Consider the following 18,910-nt stretch of genomic DNA (forward strand, 5'->3'; position numbering starts at 1 on the left):
TTTATCCCTTGATGCCGCCGGCGGAGATGCCGTCGATGAAGTATTTCTGGGCGAGGAAGAAGACGGCGAGGGCCGGTAACAGCGTCAGCACCGACATCGCGAGCACCCGGTTCCATTCAAAGGCCTCCGTCGTGTCGATCGACAGTTTCAGCGCCAGGGAGACGGGGAACTTGTCGACGGAGGAGATGTAGATGAGCGGTCCTAGGAAATCGTTCATCGTCCACATGAACTGGAAGAGGCAGACCGAGATCAGCGCCGGCATCAGAAGCGGAATGACAATGAAGACGAGCACCTGCCAGGTATTGGCTCCGTCGACGCGGGCGGCTTCTTCCATGTCGCGCGGGATGGCGCGCAGGAACTGCACCAGCATGAAGACGAAGAAGGCGTCGCCGGCAAAGGCCGAGGGGACCCAGAGCGGCAGATAGGTATCGAGCCAGCCGAGATCGCGGAAGAGCAGGTATTGCGGAATGCGGGTGACGACGTTGGGCAGTAGTAGCGTCGCGATCAGGGTGGCGAAGAGCAGCTTCTTGAAGGGGAAGTCGAAGCGGGCGAAGCCGTAGGCGACGGCCGTGCAGGAAATCGCTGTGCCGATGATCTTCGGCAGAACGATCCACAGCGTGTTCAGGAAGAAGGTGCCGAAGGAATAGGGCGTCGAGGTCTGCCAGCCGCGGATATAGCCGTCCGCGGTCGGGTTTTCCGGCCAGAAGCCCGGATTGGCGAAGATCTCTGAATTGGTCTTGAACGAGGCGCCGATCAGCCAGACCAGCGGATAGATCATGATCAGGCCGACCAGCGTCAGCACGGCGTAGCGGAAGACAGTGGTGATCTTCTGTCGCCGCAGATCGCGGCGATGGGCCTTGTCGACTTCATCGACGCCTGTGGCATAGGGGGTGAGGGCGTGGTCGGTCATGATCAGCTCCGCTTGTCGCCGGCGTAGTAAACCCAGTGGCGCGAGGACCAGAAGGCGATGAGGGTGAGCGCCATGATGATGACGAAGAGCACCCAGGCGATGGCCGAGGCATAACCCATGTCGAAGCGCTTGAAGGCTTCGTCATAGATGTAGATCGGCAGGAAATAGGTGGCTTTCAGGGGGCCGCCCTGCGTGATGATGTAGGGGCCGTTGAACTCCTGGAAGGCCTGGACCATCTGCATGATCAGGTTGAAGAAAATGACAGGCGTGATCAGCGGCAGGGTGATGTGCACGAAACTCTTCCACTTGCCGGCGCCATCGATGGCGGCTGCTTCGTAGAGGCTCTTGTCGATGCTCTGGAGGGCGGCGAGGAAGATCACCATGGCCGAGCCGAACTGCCAGAGGCGCAACAGGGTGATGGTGAAGAGCGCATTGGTCGGGTCGCCGAACCAGTTGACGGGTTCGAGGCCAATCATCGCCAGCCCCATGTTGACGAGACCGACATCGGCGAACATGTAGCGCCAGAGAACCGCGATCGCGATGGAGCCGCCGAGGATTGAGGGCACGTAGAAGGCCGTGCGGTAAACGTTGATGAACTTCAGCTTGTAGTTCAGGATCACCGCGACGAAGAGCGCGAAGATCAGCTTCAGTGGCACCGTCGTGAAGACGTAGATGAGGGTCACCCAGAGCGACTTGCGGAAGGTCCTATCGCCGGTGAAGAGCCTGACATAGTTGTCGAAGCCGGTGAAGATCGGCGCGCTCATCAGATTGTAGTCGGTGAAGCTCAGATAGAGCGAGACGACGAAGGGCAGCGCCGTGAAGATCAGCAACCCGATGATGTAGGGCGCCAGGTAGAGGAGCCCGAGGTAACGGCTGTCTCCGCTCATGCCACACCTCCGGCTCTGCTCAGCGTCTCGGGCAGGCGATGCTGGGTGGCTGTCACCATCTCGCGGAAGAGGTGCATCGCCTTGTCCTGGGGCAGGGCGGCGACGAGCGGGTCCGAGATAAAGAGTGGCAAGAGTGCGTCGACGTCATCAGAGAGAACCGCTGCCACGAGTGCGTTCTGCCTGTCGGCGTGGGGGCGGGCGAGCAGCTCAATCGCCTGCGGCAGTCGCCCGGCGACGATGGGCTGGAGGCCGAGTGGGCTGAAGCGGGTGTTGGTTTCGACGATGGTGCCTTCCGCGAAACCGGACAGTTGCCCCCGGTTCGGCAGATTGACGTTGCTCACATGCTCAGGACCACCCAAGAGCGCCTTGATCTGCTCGACGATCGCCTCGTCGGAGGCCAGAGCCGGCGGCAGGGGCGCGCCCTTGTCGAGCGCCTCCGCGTGGTCGACTTTCTGCTTTCGCTCGCGCATCCGGAACTCCACGGGGGTGAGGCCGAATTTCCATGCGGCGTGATCATCGAGATACCACGCCTGAGGCAGGAACTCGACGAGATGGCGATCGCCGGCTGCCGCGGCGATGCCGAAGCGGAGCGAGAGATCGAACTTTACCCGGAAACTGTCGGTGAAGTAGCGGTCGTGTTCATTGGCCGGATCGAGCGGAGATTCCCGCCAGCCGGATGTGAGATGCTCGCGGGCGAAATCGAGATAGGTCGGCATCATGTCGACACCGCCAACTGCCGCCCGATCAACGAAAGTGAAATGGTTGATGCCGAGCACGTTCACCTTCGCGTCGCGGTAGCCGTAGAGAACCTCGCCGGCCCTACGGTTCGCGAGGTATGCCATGATCTTGCGGGTCTTGATCACTTCGTGGCAGGAGCCCCAGGCCCGGATTTCCGGAAAGACGGCATAGAGCGTGCCTGTCAGGACCGACATGGGATTGGTCAGGTTGCAGACATAGGCTTCAGGGCAATGGCGGGCTATGGCGCGGCCGATCTCGGCAATCATCGGGATTGCCCGCATGGCGCGGACAAAGCCGCCGGGTCCGACGGTGTCGCCGACCGACTGGCGGATGCCATAGCGCTCGGGGATCGCAATGTCGTTCGCCATGTCCTCGAAGGAGCCCGGCAGGATCGAGATGATGACAATGTCGGCACCGGTTAGGGCGGCCTCGAGCGTCCGTTCGGCTGAGTAGGTGACGGGTGCGCCTGCGTCGCTGCGGGCGGCATAGCGGTTGCCGATGCGGGCGTTGCGCTCGGCGGCGGCATGGTCGAGATCGTAGAGCCGGACGGTTGCCGGAACGGTGCCGTCCTGGGCCAGGTCGCCCATCAGTTTCGTCGCCCAGTTGAGCGAGCCGCCGCCGACATAGGCGATGGTGACCGGGCGCGTGTATTCCGCTTTCTGCATCGCAACATTCAAGGGCTGCGGCTTTGGGGCGGCCCACAAGGCTGCCCGTCTCACCGACGTCCCTTCTCCTCCTGATATCCTCCCGGCCTTCCCAAGAGGGCCGCTCCTGTGGCTAATATCCCCCCAATTGGTCTCGCGCGGAAATCGACAAATAGGGGAAAAATGATGGACGAAACTGAAGGTAGCGTTCTCGCCGGCATTCCGATGCAGGCGCTGGCGCTGAACCTGACCCGCTCGACCATCCGCATGCAGCATTCCCAGACCTGGTCGATCGACAAGTCGAACCGGGTGCATGATCTCGTGATCTGCCTCAGCGGTCGCGGGATCTATGAGGTCGAAGGACAGACGGTAGAGCTTGAGCCGGGGTCGGCCATGCTATTGCCGGCCGGCACGCGGTTTGTCGGGCGGTCGGCTTCGGTCGAAGCCTATACGGGCATCGCGCAGCATTTCACGCTGGATCTCTTCGGCCGCCTCGACCTGATCGCGCAGATGGACCTGGCGCTCTCGGTGAAACTCGCCCGTTGGGACATGCTGGAAAAGGTGGTTCGCCATTTTCGCGAGACGGCGCCGCCCTACTCGACGTCGCTGCAGCAGCATCATGTCTTCATGTTCCTGCTCATCGAATTCATCGAGCAGGCTTTCGTCCGATGGCGCGAGCAATCCGTCGGCACGGTTGCCAATCCCGATCAGCTTTCGCTTGCGATCATGGTGGCCGCCAGCCAAATCGCGGCCGACCCGCTGAACGAGGCAATCAGCGAACAGGTGCTGGCCGCAGCGCCCTATAATCCGGATTATTTCAAACGTGAATTCCGCAAGCGCGTCGGCTGGACCATGGACAAGTTCCAGGAGTTCAAGCGCATGGAACGCGCCATGGGGTTGCTGGCCGGCGGATGCACGGTGAAGCGGGCAGCTGCCCTTTCCGGCTATACGGACGCCTATTATTTTTCCCGCATGTTCAAGCGCTATATCGGCATCAGCCCGCAGGGTTATCGCGAAGCGGAACGCCGCAACCGGGAAGGGGCCTTTCCGCGTGGCGAGGAAGACGGGCAGGTCGTCTATCCGCTGCCGCGCCCCTGAAACCTGTCTTATGAGTTGCGGCGAAACAGATCCTCAAGGCGGTTGTCCAGCCAACGCATATGGATTTTGTCCTTGCTGAGCGCTTTCCAACATGTATGATAAGTTGAAATAACATGTATGGGAGGAATGATGTCGCACACCGACTTCACCAATCGCTTCGCCGTGGACCCCTTGACCGCTGCCGGCTTCGGTACGGACGAATTGCGGTCGAATTTCCTGCTGCCGCCGCTCTTCGTGCCGGGACGCATCCAGCTGCACTATACCAATTATGACCGCATGATCGTCGGTGGCGCCGTGCCCGTTACTTCGGAGTTGTCGCTCGAAACGATCAAGCCGGCCGGCACGCCGGAGCTTCTTGCGCGTCGTGAGATGATAGCGGTCAATATCGGTGGCGCTGGGGTCGTGACGGTCGATGGCGAAAAGTTCGAGGCCGGCACCCGCGATATGGTCTATGCCGGCATGGGTTCCTCGGTCACCTTCTCATCGGTGTCGTCAGAGCAGCCGGCGAAGTTCTACCTCTTGAGTGCGCCGGCCCATACCCGTCATCCGGCCCGCCATATCGGCATCGCCGATGCCAAGCGGCTCGATCTCGGAGCGCAGGAAACCAGCAACGAGCGCTCGATCTTCCAGTTCGTGCACCCGGAGGGCGTAAAAACTTGCCAGCTCGTGGTCGGCATGACCAGCCTCGCCAAGGGTTCCGTCTGGAATACCATGCCGTGTCACATCCATGACCGGCGCATGGAGGCCTATCTCTATTTCGACATGGCGGAAAAGACGCGTGTCTTCCATCTGCTGGGCGAGCCGGACGAGACACGCCACATTATCGTGAAGAACGAGGAAGCCGTGCTGTCGCCCGGCTGGTCGATCCATTCGGGTGCGGGAACAGCCAATTATTCCTTCATCTGGGCCATGGCCGGCGACAATGTCGACTATACCGACGTTGATCCGGTGGCCATCGAAGACATGCGCTGACCTCGACCGGTTCATTGTACCGGGCATACACATTCTTGCGGCATGCGGGATCGTCCATCTCGCGTGCCCTCTTGTGTTACCATTTTCGATTTAAGGTTGCGGACTTCGTCGAGCTTCCGGTGCCGCTGACGCTGCTTCCCGCAGGTCAATCAGAGCTATCTCATTAAGGTCATATTAGTCTTCCTTGCCCATTCTCCATACGATTCAGGCATGGACCTCGATGACCGCAGTTTTCCCGGTCGCCGATGTCGGAGGAGACCAAACCGTGTTCATCGACCGCATATTGTCGCGCTTCAATATTCAGACGAAGGTGCTGATTTTCATTCTGCCTTTCGTCATCAGCATTTCCGCCGTCGGCTTTACCGGGCTTTACGCGTCGGGCCTACTGCAGGGACGCATCGAGATTTCGAACAGTGTGCTGCAGTCGCTGAGCGGTTTCCGCGATGTTTCGGCGTCGATGACCAGCTTCCTCGCGAACACGACCGAAGAAGCAAGGGCTGACCTGACTGGGCGCCTCGAGCAGCAGAAGCGCGATCTCGAGACGACGCTTTCGCAGCTCGCCCCCGATGCCGATGGTCGCACGGAACTTGAAGAGGCCGGCAAGCTGATTGACCAGGTCTTCGTCCATATCGGCGATCTCTGGACGCTGCATGATGCCGAGTCCAAGCTTGTGGATACGCTGCAGCAGGGCACCAAGCAGATCGTTGTCGCCCAGGGCCGCGTGACCGCCGCCATGGCCACCCTTGAACGCGCCGTCCAGGGGGATGATGCCGCCGCCAAGACCATGCTGCGCGATGCCGAGAGCATTCGCAGCACCGGTACCTTCCTGACCGAAACCAATTCCGCCTTCACCAAGGCCAAGACGCCGGACGAGAAGTTTGCCGTGATCACGGCCCGCGTCGACGAGATCATCGCACGCCAGCAGGTGCTCGCTGCCGTGCTGCCGAAAGCCAACCAGTCTGCCGCCAAGACGCTCGACAAGATCGGCGGCGAATTGAAGGCTGCCGTGGCTGCCAACGACAAGTCCGAGGCCGTCATCACCGATCTCGCCGGCAAGCTGCGCAATTTCACCCAGCTCAACGCCTATCTCGGTCTTGCCGCCCAGCAGAAGATGAAGGAAGCCACCATCAAGTTCGGTGAGCTCGATGCGCCCTTGGCCAAGGCCCAGGCCGTCATCGCCGACGGTCGCCAGGTCATGGCTGCCGGCTATGCCTTGCAGATCATGATGGCGCGTTTCCTCCTGGAGCCGACCGAGCAGAACCGGATGCTCCTGGAGCAGCAGTTCAATGCCGTGAAGAAGTTCTTGGCCGCACTCGACAAGACGGCTGCCGATCAGCCAATCATGATGCAGGTGAAGAAGGAGCTCGGGCCGGCTGTCGATTCCATGATCGGGGCAAGCGCCGAACTCGTGAAGGTCAGCCAGGAGCGCAAGTCGAGCTTCGAGCAGGCCGCCTCCGATCTCAATGTCATCTGGAAGCAGTTGACCACCTTTGCCGAAATGCAGAAGGTCTCGGCGGGCGAAGAGCGCCAGGAGGCAAACTCCATCTCCATCGGCGCGACCGGCCTTGGAATCCTCATCTCGATCTTTGCAGGTATCGGCCTCGTGCTGACCTTCAAGGGCCCGATCGGCCAGATCACCGGCGCCATGCGTCGTCTGGCCGAAGGCGTGCTCGACACCAAGATCAATGGCGAAGCCCGCGTCGACGAAATCGGCGAGATGGCCCGTGCGCTTGGCGTGTTCAAGCAGAACGCGCTGTCGAAGATCGAGATCGAAAGCCGCAGCGAAGCCGAACGGGTTCAGGCCGAGGAAGAGCGTCGTCGCAACGATCTCGAAAAGCAGGAGATCGACCGTCAGATCGACTTCGCGGTCAACGCGCTCGCCACCGGTCTTGGCCGCCTTGCAAAGGGTGATATTTCCGAGACCATCGACACGCCGTTCCACGGCCGTCTCGAGCAGCTGCGCAACGACTTCAACCAGTCGCTGGAGCATCTGCAGGATACGATGACGCAGATCCGCTCCAACACCTACATGATCCAGCGCAACGCCGCCGAGATGAGCAGTGCGGCCGACCAGCTGGCCAAGCGCACCGAACAGCAGGCGGCCTCGCTCGAAGAGACGGCGGCTGCCGTCGACGAAATCACGGTGACCGTCAAGTCATCGGCCGAGCGGGCCGAGGAAGTGAACAACATCGTTGCCGATACCAAGGGCCGCGCCGACACATCGTCCACGGTTGTCGGAAACGCCATCGACGCCATGGGTCGCATCGAGGACGCCTCGGGCCAGATCGTGCAGATCATCGATGTCATCGACGAGATCGCCTTCCAGACGAACCTGCTGGCACTGAACGCCGGCATCGAAGCGGCACGTGCGGGCGAGGCCGGCAAGGGCTTCGCCGTCGTTGCCCAGGAAGTCCGCGAACTGGCGCAGCGTTCGGCGGGTGCAGCGCAGCAGATCAAGGACCTCATTCACAAGTCGAGCACGGAAGTCTCGGCCGGATCCAAGCTGGTGCAGCAGACCGGTGCGGTGCTCGCCGAGATCTCGGCCAATATCATCACGGTTGCCGACCGCGTCTCGGTCATCGCCATGGCGAGCCGTGATCAGTCGAACGGGCTGGCGGAGGTGAATTCCTCCGTCAACGAGATGGACCAGATGACCCAGCGCAATGCTGCCATGGTCGAGGAGACCAATGCCGCGACCCGTCAGCTGGCCGATGAGGCGGATGCGCTGATGCAGCTCGTCAACCAGTTCAAGCTCGCACCGGAAGGTCGTCGCGCCTCCGCGCATTCCCACAGCCGCGCGGCCTGATTGCCTCAAAGCCCCGCTATGTTTTCGAGCCGCCGGACCCGTAAAGGCCGGCGGCTTTTTCGTGAGCCGAGGCCGTGTTCGCAAGCCGGCTTGGAAAGCGACAGTCAGGTCGCTATCCTTGCGCTCGAGGAGATAGCCCGTGACGACAGCAACGATACCACCTGCGCGACGACTGGCTGTGGCACGGCGCATGATCCTGGCGCTCGTCTTGATCCTCATTGCTGCAAGCCTTGCACTCGCCACCATCGGCAACCGGCTCCTCACCCGCAATGTCATGGCGGAAGCTTCGCTGCAGGCCAACAGCGCCTTGCGCCTGGCCACTTCGGCGCTGTCAGGCCATCTCAGCCGCTATGAGACCTTGCCGGCGCTGATCGCCGACCACGAGGACATGAAGGAACTCATCCTTGATCCTGACAATCCGGCGCTAAGGCGGGCTGCCAATCTCTATCTCAAGGAAATCAACACGCTGCTCGAATCCTCCGACATCTATGTGATGACGATGGACGGCAACACGATCGCCGCGAGCAACTTCGACGGTGTGGCGAGCTTTGTCGGCGAAAACTTCATCTACCGTCCCTATTTCTACGAAGCGGCGGCCGGCAAGCAGGCGCGCTTCTACGCACTCGGCACGACCTCGGCGAAACGCGGCTACTATTTCTCGGCGCCCATCGAAGTGAATGGCACGGTACGTGGCGTCATTGCCTTCAAGGTCGATATCGAGGGTATCGAAACATCCTGGCGGGGTGGCGAGTACAAGATCCTCGTGCATGATCCCGAGGGGATCATCTTCATGACCGGGAATCCGGAATGGCTCTATGCCTCGGTGCTGCCGCTCACGCCTGAACGACTGGAACGGACGACCGCCTCCAGGCGCTATTCCGATGCTGTCTTGCGGGAGCTTCCCATCAAACGAAGTGCGCTTGATGATCATGTGTTGATGACCGTCAGCCAGGGGGCCGGATCTCGGGAATATCTAGTTCTCGAACAATACATGCCGGACGCCGACTGGACGGTGAAGGTCCTCTTCGACACCGGCACCATCCATGCCCAGGCGCGGACCATGCTGGTCGCCATTCTTCTGTTCCTCTGCCTGTTCGGGCTGGGGCTGGCTGTCGTCATCCAGCGCCGCGCCCGGTTGCAGGAGCGCATGCATATGCAGATCGAGGCGCAGGCCGAGCTTGAGCGGCGGGTTGAGGAGCGCACCGCCGATCTCGCCCGCGTCAACCTGCAGCTCCGCCAGACGCAGGCCGACCTCATTCAGGCCGGCAAGCTTGCAGGCCTCGGCCAGATGTCGGCTGCCCTTTCACACGAATTCAACCAGCCGCTTGCCGCCGCCAAGACCTATGCCGACAGCGCGACCATGCTGATCGATCGCGACCGGATCTCCGAGGCGCGAGACAATCTGGGGCGTATTTCCAATCTCATCGACCGTATGGCTTCGATCTCGCGGCATCTGCGCAACTTCGCGCGGAAGCCGAACGAGAAGCTCAGCGCCATTTCGATCGAGGAGGTGGTGGAAGAGACACTCGAAATCGTCTCGGCGCGGCTGGGCACGGCAGATGCGACGTTGTCGCTGAATTTCGAGCCTGGGTTGCCGCCTGTCCAGGGCGGATCCGTTCGCCTGCAACAGGTGCTCGTCAATATCCTCACCAATGCCTGCGACGCGGTCGAAGGGCTAGATGATCGCGCGATAGAACTTTCGGCGCGTCGGGAAAATGGTCGTGTGGTGATCGAGATCGTCGATCGGGGACCGGGTGTGCCGCCGGCGATCATGGAGCGGATCTTTGATCCGTTCTTCACCACAAAGGGTGTCGGCAAGGGCCTTGGGCTCGGCCTGTCGATTTCCTACAATATCATCAAGGATTTCGGCGGAAGCCTGACGGTTCGGGAGCGTGAGGGCGGCGGTGCCCTGTTCCGGATCGATCTCCTGGAAGCGGAAGCATTGCACGAGGCGGCGGAATGAATTCAGGTCTGGTGTTGCTCGTCGATGACGAGGAGGAGCTGCGCTTCTCCACCAGTCAGGCGCTGGAATTGCATGGTCTGCAGGTCAAGGCCTTCGCCTCGGGCGACGAGATCCTCTCGCGGGTTGGCTTCGGCTTTGATGGCGTGGTCGTCAGCGACATCCGGATGCCGGGCATGGATGGAATGACGCTTCTGCACCGGATCCGGGAACTGGATCACGAAATCCCCGTCATCCTAGTGACCGGCCATGGCGAGGTGCAGCTCGCAGTGAAAGCCATGCGCGAGGGCGCTTATGACTTCATCGAGAAGCCGTTCGCCAGTCAGGCATTGGCGGGTGTCGTGCGGCATGCGCTGGACCGCCGGTCGCTTGTTCTCGAAAACCGGCGCCTGAGGGCCGTTGCCGGCAAGCGCGACGACATCGAGACGCGGCTTCCGGGGCGAACGCCTGTCATGGTCGATCTGCGCTACCGGGTGAGGGCGATCGGTGCGACGGAGGCTGATGCGCTGATCATTGGCGATACCGGGGCCGGCAAGGAGGTCGTCGCCCGCAGTCTGCATGATATCAGCGCCCGGGCGAAGGCACCCTTTCTCGCCATCAACTGTGCTTCGCTGCCGGAGACCCTGATCGAAAGCGAGCTCTTCGGCCACGAAGCCGGTGCCTTTCCCGGTGCGCTTCGGGCGCGCTACGGCAAGTTCGAACATGGGCGTGGCGGAACCATTCTCCTGGACGAAATCGGCTCGATGCCCTTCGACCTGCAGGCAAAATTCCTGCGCGTGCTGCAGGAGCGGACAATCACGCGTCTCGGGTCGAACGAAACGGTGCCGCTTGACGTGCGGTTCCTTGCCACGAGCAAGGTTGACCTCGAAAGCGAGGTGGCGGCCGGGCGTTTCCGCGCGGACCTCTTCTACCGGCTGAATGTCGTGACACTCCGCGTGCCGTCGCTTGCGCAGCGGCGGGCCGACATTCCGCTCCTCTTTCTGCATCTCGTGCGTGAAGCCTGTGCACGCTACGGCCGCGACGACATGGAGGTGGAGCCGGAGATCCTTTCCGAGATCGCCGAGCGTGACTGGCCGGGCAATGTTCGCGAGTTGCGGAATGCGGCCGATCGGCTGGTGCTCGGGCTGGAAACCGGGCTCGACAGTGCGGCAGCCCTTGAAACGGCGAATACGCGTCTGGCCGACAAGGTGGCGGCCTATGAAAAGCAGCTGATCGCCAATGCCATCACCGCCCATGGCGGATCACTGCGTCCGGTCTACGAGCAGCTCGGAATCTCCCGCAAGACGCTTTACGAGAAGATGCAGAAGCACGGGCTCGACAAGAGTCTCGCCTTCGACAGCAGGGACTAAGGCCCCTCCCGACCGCTCCCTCCTTCAGGAATGGGTGGAATTCCACACATCATCTGAGCTGCTTGGGAGGAAACCCACCCATGTTGCACTGCGATGGCTCACAAAAGCTTGGTCCACACGTGACCGGGCGATTGTGGCGCGGTCTCGCCTGAAGAAGATCGGGCCATCCAATGCCGGGCGGGAGGAGCCGAACCGGCGGGATCAATTGAACCGGGAGGCTTTCATGACTTTCTTCAAGTCGCTCTTCAGCGCGACTGCCATTGCGGCAACCTTCATCGCAGCATCTGCATCGGCCCAGACCTATCCCGAGCGCTCAATCACCATGGTGGTCCCGTTCGCGGCAGGTGGTCCGACGGATACCGTCGCGCGTCTCGTCGCTGAATCCATGTCCAAGGATCTTGGCCAGCAGGTCCTCGTGGAAAATGTCGGCGGTGCCGGTGGCACGCTGGGCGCCGGCCGCGTCGCGAGCTCGGAGCCGGATGGCTACACCATTCTTCTTCACCATATCGGCATGGCGACCAGCGCGAGCCTTTATCGCAAGCTCGCTTATGATCCGCTGAACGCCTTTGATTATGTCGGTCTCGTCACCGACGTTCCGATGACCATCGTTGCCCGCAAGGATTTCGAGCCGACCGATCTCAAGGGTCTTGTTGAGTATGTGAAGGCCAACAAGGACACGGTCACGGTGGCCAATGCCGGCATCGGTGCAGCCTCGCATCTCTGCGGCATGCTGTTCATGAGCCAGATCGAGACCCCGCTCGTCACCGTTCCCTACAAGGGCACCGGTCCGGCGATGACCGATCTGCTCGGCGGCCAGGTCGACATCATGTGCGACCAGACCACCAACACGACGAAGCAGATCCAGGGCGGCACGATCAAGGCCTATGCCGTGACCTCCGCCGACCGCCTGCCGGTCCTGCCGGATGTGCCGACAGCTGCCGAAGGTGGCCTGAACGACTTCCAGGTTGGTATCTGGCACGGCGTCTACACGCCAAAGGGCACGCCTGCTGAAGCGATCGAGAAGCTCAATGCCTCGCTCAAGAAGGCCCTCAAGGACGAAAACGTCGTTGCTCGCTTCGCCGAACTCGGCACCGCACCGTCCCCGGACAGCGACGTGACGTCTGCCGCCCTCAAGGCCAAGCTCGAAGGCGAAATCGCCCGCTGGAAGCCTGTCATCGAAGCTGCCGGCCAGTACGCCGACTGATCCATCCACATCTGCGCGGATCCGGTCTTTTGGCCGGGTCCGCGACTTGTCGTGCCGGTCGGCCAAGTCCAAGGCCGTCCGCGCCTTTTGTCGGGGGACATCATGAAATCCATACGCTTCGACACGGCCAATCTGCTTTGCGGTCTGCTGTTTATCGGGCTTGGCCTCTTCTTCGTCATTCAATCCTTGTCGCTGGAACTCGGAACCGCGTTTCGCATGGGCCCGGGCTACTTCCCGCTTGTGCTTGCCGGTGTGCTGACGCTGCTCGGTGTCGTCATCCTCGTGCAGTCCGTGAAGGTCACCGGTGAGGTGATCGGCGCGATCGCCTGGCGCGGCATGCTCTTCATTCTGCCGGCACCGATCGTTTTCGCTCTCCTGGTGCGGGGCGCCGGTTTCGTTCCGGCCCTTTTCGTTGCCGCCTTCATCGCAAGCTTCGCCTCTGAGCGGCTCCGGGTTCCGGCGGCGCTCGCGCTTGCGACTGGCATCACCTTCTTCTCGGTCCTCGTGTTCAGCTATGGCCTCGGCCTACCGTTCGAACGCTTCGGCCCCTGGTTCCGTTGAGGCGGCGAACATGGATTTCATCAGCAATCTTGCCCTCGGTTTCGCGACCGCTGGTTCCATCGAGAACCTATTCTTCTGCCTGATCGGTGTCATCCTGGGCACGCTGATCGGCGTGCTCCCCGGCATCGGTGCAACAGCCACGATCGCCATGCTCCTGCCGATCACCTTCCAGCTTGAGCCCGTCTCGTCGCTGATCATGCTAGCCGGCATTTATTACGGCGCGCAGTATGGCGGTTCGACCACAGCCATCCTGATCAACATGCCGGGCGAATCCTCATCCGCCGTTACCGCGATCGATGGCTACCAGATGGCTCGCAATGGCAGGGCAGGGGCCGCGCTCGCGATTGCCGCGATCGGCTCCTTCTTCGCGGGTACCGTCTCAACCTTCCTCGTCGCGATCTTCGCGCCGCCGCTCACCGCCATCGCGCTTGAATTCGGGGCGGCCGAATACTTCTCCCTGATGATTGTCGGTCTCGTTTCGTCGATCGCGCTCGCGCACGGCTCGATCATCAAGGCGCTTGCCATGGTCGCGCTCGGTCTGCTGCTCGGGCTTGTCGGCACCGACATCTATTCGGGCACGCCGCGCTTCACGATGGGGATCACCGAGTATGCGGATGGCCTGAATTTCGTGGCAGTGGCCGTCGGTGTCTTCGGTGTCGCTGAGATCCTGCGCAATCTCGAAAGCGATCGCAACCGGACGGTGCTCATCACCAAGGTCAGTGGTCTCATGCCGACCCGTGATGACTTCAAGCGGATGGTCGGACCGGTGCTGCGCGGCACGGGCATTGGCTCGGCGCTCGGTATCCTGCCGGGTGGCGGCGCGATCCTGGCGTCCTTCGCCTCCTACACGGTCGAAAAGCGCATGTCGAAGAACCCGCAGGAGTTCGGGCATGGCGCCATCGAAGGCGTCGCAGGTCCGGAATCGGCCAACAATGCCGGTGCCCAAACCTCGTTCATCCCGCTGCTCACCCTCGGCATTCCGGCAAATCCGGTCATGGCGTTGATGGTCGGTGCGATGATCATCCAGGGCATCGTGCCCGGTCCGAACGTCGCCAGCGAACAACCGGCCTTGTTCTGGGGCATTATCGCTTCGATGTGGATCGGCAACCTGATGCTGCTGGTCTTGAATCTGCCGCTGATCGGGCTCTGGGTGAAGCTTCTGACGATCCCGTACTACGTGCTCTTCCCGATCATCATGGCCTTCTGCTCGATCGGGGTCTACAGCGTCAACGGCAACATCTACGACCTCTATGCCGTCGCCTTCTTCGGGCTCATCGGCTACGTGCTGGTCAAGCTGCGCTGCGAGCCGGCACCCTTGCTGCTCGGCTTCGTTCTGGGACCGCTGCTCGAGGAGAACCTGCGGCGGGCGATGATCCTGTCCCGCGGCGATCCGTCTACCTTCGTCACCCGGCCGATCAGCCTGACCCTGCTGCTGCTCGCGCTTGCGGTTCTGATCGTGGTCTTCCTTCCGAGCGTCAAGAAGAAGCGCGAGGAGGTCTTCCAGGAAGAGGACTGAGGTCTTTGATCCTGGTGCTTTGCAAAGGCCGGCGGAGACGCCGGCCTTTTTTCATCAGGGCGCACCGGGTGCCAGAAGCGATGTCCAATTGCGGATGAATTCCTCGCGCGTCGCCCTGTCCTGAGCGGCGAGGAGCGCCGGGCCGACGCGGATCGGGCGGCCGATGCCGGATTCGATCAGGGAGATCGGCCCGTCGACGCCGGGTGGCAAAGGTGCGTTTTCGGCAAAGTAGAAGGCCTTTTCCCGCGCAACCTTCTGGCCGCGCTCCGAGACGAGATAATCCACGAACCGGGCGGCGAGGTCTGGCTGTGGCGAATGGGTCGGGATCATCGCGCCCCGGGTGAGGATCAGCGTGTAATCGCGCGGTACGACCACCCGCATGTCGTTGTTGCGCAGGTAGCGCGCATAGGCATAGGAGCCGAGGATGTTGTAGGCGATCTTCAACCTGCCGGTCTCGATCAGGTCGAGCACTTCCTTGTTGCAGCAACTGGTCACGACCTGGGCGCGGCTGAAGCTTTCCAGTAGACGGCCATAGCTTGTCGGCGCCTGCTGGGCATCGTGGAAGGCGAGGAGATAGCCGACGCCCGACAGTTTGACGTTGTAGGTGCCGATCCGCGTCCAGTATTCGTCCGGCTTGCGGCGCAGGAGTTCCGCGATCTCGACATGCGAGCGCGGAACGTCTTCCGGCGGTACCTGCGAGGCGTCGTAGACGATGACAGCCGGCTCGAAGGCGAAGCCGAAGATCTCATCGCGCCAGTTCGCCCAGGCCGAGACCCGCTCGGTCTCCTCCGATTGGTGAGCGTGGGCGCAGCCGTCATTGGCGAGTTTGACCAGATGATCGACGGATGAGGATATCCAGAGATCGCCATGGCTTCGCTGCTGCCTGCAGGCCATTTCGGCCTCGCGGAACAGGTCGTTGCTCACATAGTCATTGAATTCCACCGTGACGTCTGGTGCCGTCTGCTGGAAGTCGAGGATGAGGGGTGCAATGACATCGGCATCGGTGACGCCGTTGATCACCAGCCGGGCGCGTTCCTTGGTCGGTGCCGGAAAGACGGAGCGGTCGCCTTCGAGCGCGAAGACCGAAGTCGAGGCGAGGGCTGCGGCCAGCAGGCCCGACATCACTGCGGTGAACCGTGTCTTCAGCGTCATGGTTCGGACCTCGCGTCGAGCAGGGGGAGTTCTAGGAAGACGGTGAAGCCGCTTCGAGACCCCGGTTCACGAAAGCCGAGCGCTCCGCTCAACGTTGTCGCGACTTCCGAGGCGATCGCAAAGCCGAGGCCGGAGCTGCCTTCGCCGGATTTGGAGGAGACGAAGCGGCGGGTGACCTGCTGCCAGTCCTGTGCCGGAATGCCGGGACCGTCGTCCTCCACCTCGACCAGCACGAAATTGCCGCGCCTGATGACGCGAACCGCGAGGCTCGAGACGACGCCGTGGCGGAGCGAATTGTCGATGATGTTGACGATCGCTTCTCTCAGGCTCAGCGCATCGCCGAGCACCATGAGCTCTTCCGGCGGCGCTTCGAAGGAGACGATGATGTCAGGATCGATCGTGATCGGGACTGCTGCGCGGAAGGCCTTGCGGGCAACATCGATCACGTCGATCGGCGCGAGCTGCACGGAATCGAAACGATGGATGACCATGGCGTGGTTCAGGAGCTGCGTGGTGAAGCGGGCAAGCTCCGAGGCGCGGTTCTTGACGCGGTCCAGGTGACGACGGTCGTTTTCGGAGAGCGCGTCTTCGTCGATCAGGCTGACCTGCGCCGACAGAGCCGTTAGCGGCGTGCGGATCTGATGCGCGCTGTCGGCGATGAAGCGCTGCAGGAGGCGCAGGCGATCGTCGAGGCGGCGCATGAAGTGATTGATCGACTCGACAAAGGGCGAGAGTTCACGGGGAACGTCGACAGCGAGCGGTGTCAGATCCTGGCTGTCACGGCGGCGGAGTGTGTCGCCCAGCGCATCGAGCGGGCGCAGGGAGTAACGGACGGCGAGCACCGTACCGCCGAGCGCAAGCAGGCTCATGACGCCGACCAGAGCCAGGGCGCGGGTGGTGAGTTCCGTCGTCAGCTCCTGCCGTGCCTCGGTCGTCTGGGCGATCAACACATTCGCCCAGCCGCCGATGGTGGGATCCGCGATCGCGCGGCTTGCCGCGACCATGCGCACATGCTGATTGCGAAAACTTGTTGTCGCAAACCGGGCCTGGGTCCGCGCGTCGGCCACGTCATCCGTGAATTCGAGGTCTTCGTAGCCGGTAAGGGTGGTGCCATCGGGTGCGACAACCCGGTAGAAGATCTTGTCGCGCGGTGCCAATCCCAGGAGCTCGAAGGCGCTCGGCGGCAGGTCGACGGCGATGCGCCCCTCTTCGACCACCAGGCTGTCGAGGATCTGGATCGCGGCACCCTGAAGCAGCCGATCATAGGCCTCGTCGGCTGCCGCGCGGGCATAAAGCCAGGCCGCGGTCATCAGGATCGCGGCGCCGCCGGCGAGAACCACGGCAACGCGGATGACCAGTCGGGCAAAAAGTGAGCGCCTAGTCCTCTGCATCAGACACCAGTTGGTAGCCCACGCCACGAACAGTCACGATGCGGGCCTTTGCCCCTTCCAGCTTCTTTCTCAGGCGTCCAACATAAAGCTCGATGGCATTCGGCCCCGCCGGTTCATCAAAGCCGAAGAGCTGGTCGAGAAGCTGGTCCTTGCTGAACACACGACCAGGCCTGCTGGCGAGGATTTCAAGTAATGTCATTTCGCGACGTTTCAGCGGCACCTCGCGATTGCCGACCTTGACCGAGCGCTGGGAGCGGTCGAGCAACACGTCGCCGCAGGCGATCACATTCGTCGCCTCGCCTCCGGCGCGGCGGCGCATCAGGACACGGGCGCGCGCTTCGAGCTCGCGGAAGTCGAAGGGCTTTACAAGGTAGTCATCGGCTCCGAGATCGAGCGCTCCGACGCGATCGTCGATCTCGGAGCGCGCCGTCAGGACGAGCACCGGCACGGCGCTGCCGTTGTCACGCAGCCTCTTCAGGATCGAAAACCCATCCATGCCGGGCAGCATGACGTCGAGGATGACGAGATCGTATTCGGTGAAGTCGAGGATTTCAGCTGCAGCACGGCCGTCCGTCTGCCAGTCGACCGTATGGCCGATGGTTTCAAAGCGGCGGGAGATGGCCTCTCCGACGTCAAGCGTGTCTTCCACAAGCAGAATGCGCATGGCCGGACGCTCGCATGTCTGACGTCTGTGATCAAGCTGGCGGAAAGGCTGTATTCAGGGCTTCCGGTTAACTCGACGATAAACCGGGACCACTAAAGTTCGCCGGCAACGGGAAACGGAGACGCGGTCTTGGCAGACGAACAGAAGGAAAGCTTCATCCGGGCGGGTTACGACCAGAGCTCGTTGCTCTATCTCATGAAGCGCATCTTCTGGCGCCTGATCGCGCCTTTGCCGGACAAGCTCTATATCCAGCTGAAGTTTTGGAGCATCAAGGGCGAATGGCCCGATGTCGACAAGCCGAAGACCTTCTCGGAGAAGGTTCAGTATCGCAAGATCCATGACCGCAATCCGCTCTATGGCAAGCTGGTCGACAAGCTGGCGGTGAAGGACTACGTGGCCGAGAAGGTTGGCGCCCAGCATACGATCCCCACCTATTGGGCGGGAACCCAACTATCCGAGGTCGAGTGGTCGACAATTCCGCTGCCGGCTGTGATCAAGCCCAACCATGCGAGCGGGCTTGGCGAGTTCCTTTACACGACTGAGGATGTCGAAACCCTCCAGCGCAACGATCCCTGCGCCGAATGGCTGTCGATCGACCATGCCCGCTACAACAGGGAATGGGCCTATTCGCAGGTCGCGCGGAAGGTGGTCATCGAGAAGATGCTGAGCAAGGATGGTGGCATCCCCTGGGACTATCGCTGCTTCGTCTTCAACGGACGGCTGTCGCACATCATCATCGATACGCGCACCGACGATCAGGGCTATTCCGCCACCTATTCGCGTTCATGGGAACGCCTGCCGTTCTACGACCCGGATTATTATCCGCCCTATCCGCACGAGATCCCGCGCCCGGAGCAGCTGGACCTGATGGTGTCGCTGTCGGAAACCTTGGGGCGTGATCTGGATTTCGTCCGCGTCGACCTCTTCGATACGGGCGACAATCTCTTTGTCGGTGAGCTCACGCTTTATCCGGGCGGCGGCTTCGAAGCCTTCGAGCCGCCGGAATATGATCGCCTTGTCGGAGACAAATGGCAGATCGCCGGATCTCGGACGTAATG

15 protein-coding genes are annotated in these 18,910 nt (G+C 61.8%); 9 read left to right on the forward strand and 6 right to left on the reverse strand.

From position 1 onward, the window contains the following. Window position 1: 1 nt before the first annotated feature. From AC02Y0_RS01645 to AC02Y0_RS01655, 3 genes are read right to left on the reverse strand one after another with little or no spacing between them, the layout of a single operon-like run. Complete coding sequence (locus tag AC02Y0_RS01645; protein WP_476381896.1) at window positions 2–910, reverse strand: carbohydrate ABC transporter permease; 909 nt, start codon at window positions 908–910, stop codon at window positions 2–4. Between the two features lie 2 nt (window positions 911–912). Next, window positions 913–1,797 carry a carbohydrate ABC transporter permease gene (locus AC02Y0_RS01650; protein ID WP_102018595.1) on the reverse strand — a complete coding sequence of 295 codons (885 nt, stop codon included), beginning with the start codon at window positions 1,795–1,797 and terminating at the stop codon, window positions 913–915. Next, window positions 1,794–3,200: a family 4 glycosyl hydrolase gene (locus AC02Y0_RS01655; protein WP_476381898.1), complete on the reverse strand. Its 1,407-nt coding sequence runs from the start codon at window positions 3,198–3,200 to the stop codon at window positions 1,794–1,796. The genes AC02Y0_RS01650 and AC02Y0_RS01655 overlap by 4 nt, the downstream gene beginning before the upstream one ends. 165 nt (window positions 3,201–3,365) lie before the next feature. On the opposite strand from AC02Y0_RS01655, the gene AC02Y0_RS01660 reads away from it, so the two are divergent. The 8 genes from AC02Y0_RS01660 to AC02Y0_RS01695 all read left to right on the forward strand — a co-directional run bounded on the left by AC02Y0_RS01660 (window position 3,366) and on the right by AC02Y0_RS01695 (window position 14,645). Further along, a complete protein-coding gene (locus AC02Y0_RS01660; protein WP_476381900.1) occupies window positions 3,366–4,277 on the forward strand; it encodes an AraC family transcriptional regulator in 912 nt (303 codons plus the stop codon). A gap of 129 nt (window positions 4,278–4,406) precedes the next feature. Continuing rightward, window positions 4,407–5,249, forward strand: coding sequence for a 5-dehydro-4-deoxy-D-glucuronate isomerase (kduI, locus tag AC02Y0_RS01665; protein WP_476381902.1), 843 nt, complete (start codon window positions 4,407–4,409; stop codon window positions 5,247–5,249). A gap of 220 nt (window positions 5,250–5,469) precedes the next feature. After that, complete coding sequence (locus AC02Y0_RS01670) at window positions 5,470–8,055, forward strand: methyl-accepting chemotaxis protein (RefSeq protein ID WP_476381904.1); 2,586 nt, start codon at window positions 5,470–5,472, stop codon at window positions 8,053–8,055. Between the two features lie 190 nt (window positions 8,056–8,245). Further along, window positions 8,246–10,018, forward strand: coding sequence for a sensor histidine kinase (locus AC02Y0_RS01675; RefSeq protein ID WP_476383934.1), 1,773 nt, complete (start codon window positions 8,246–8,248; stop codon window positions 10,016–10,018). Beyond that, window positions 10,015–11,364, forward strand: coding sequence for a sigma-54-dependent transcriptional regulator (locus tag AC02Y0_RS01680; protein WP_444556133.1), 1,350 nt, complete (start codon window positions 10,015–10,017; stop codon window positions 11,362–11,364). The genes AC02Y0_RS01675 and AC02Y0_RS01680 overlap by 4 nt, the downstream gene beginning before the upstream one ends. A gap of 223 nt (window positions 11,365–11,587) precedes the next feature. Continuing rightward, on the forward strand, window positions 11,588–12,568 hold the full coding sequence (locus AC02Y0_RS01685; protein ID WP_476381906.1) for a tripartite tricarboxylate transporter substrate binding protein BugD: 981 nt from the start codon (window positions 11,588–11,590) through the stop codon (window positions 12,566–12,568). Window positions 12,569–12,670: 102 nt separating this feature from the next. Then, window positions 12,671–13,129, forward strand: coding sequence for a tripartite tricarboxylate transporter TctB family protein (locus AC02Y0_RS01690; protein ID WP_476381908.1), 459 nt, complete (start codon window positions 12,671–12,673; stop codon window positions 13,127–13,129). 10 nt (window positions 13,130–13,139) lie between these two features. Continuing rightward, window positions 13,140–14,645, forward strand: a complete 1,506-nt coding sequence (locus AC02Y0_RS01695) for a tripartite tricarboxylate transporter permease (protein ID WP_102018588.1) — start codon at window positions 13,140–13,142, stop codon at window positions 14,643–14,645. A gap of 54 nt (window positions 14,646–14,699) precedes the next feature. On the opposite strand, the gene AC02Y0_RS01700 is transcribed toward AC02Y0_RS01695, so the two are convergent. From AC02Y0_RS01700 to AC02Y0_RS01710, 3 genes are read right to left on the reverse strand one after another with little or no spacing between them, the layout of a single operon-like run. Continuing rightward, complete coding sequence (locus AC02Y0_RS01700; protein ID WP_476381910.1) at window positions 14,700–15,797, reverse strand: ABC transporter substrate-binding protein; 1,098 nt, start codon at window positions 15,795–15,797, stop codon at window positions 14,700–14,702. After that, complete coding sequence (locus AC02Y0_RS01705) at window positions 15,794–17,188, reverse strand: sensor histidine kinase (protein ID WP_476381912.1); 1,395 nt, start codon at window positions 17,186–17,188, stop codon at window positions 15,794–15,796. Before AC02Y0_RS01705 ends, AC02Y0_RS01700 begins: the two co-directional genes overlap by 4 nt. Then, a complete protein-coding gene (locus AC02Y0_RS01710; RefSeq protein WP_476381914.1) occupies window positions 17,175–17,852 on the reverse strand; it encodes a response regulator transcription factor in 678 nt (225 codons plus the stop codon). Before AC02Y0_RS01710 ends, AC02Y0_RS01705 begins: the two co-directional genes overlap by 14 nt. A gap of 129 nt (window positions 17,853–17,981) precedes the next feature. On the opposite strand from AC02Y0_RS01710, the gene AC02Y0_RS01715 reads away from it, so the two are divergent. Then, window positions 17,982–18,908: an ATP-grasp fold amidoligase family protein gene (locus AC02Y0_RS01715; protein ID WP_476381916.1), complete on the forward strand. Its 927-nt coding sequence runs from the start codon at window positions 17,982–17,984 to the stop codon at window positions 18,906–18,908. The last annotated feature ends 2 nt before the right edge of the window (window positions 18,909–18,910 follow it).

It is taken from the genome of Allorhizobium sp. nf9_anc (genome assembly GCF_056323085.1).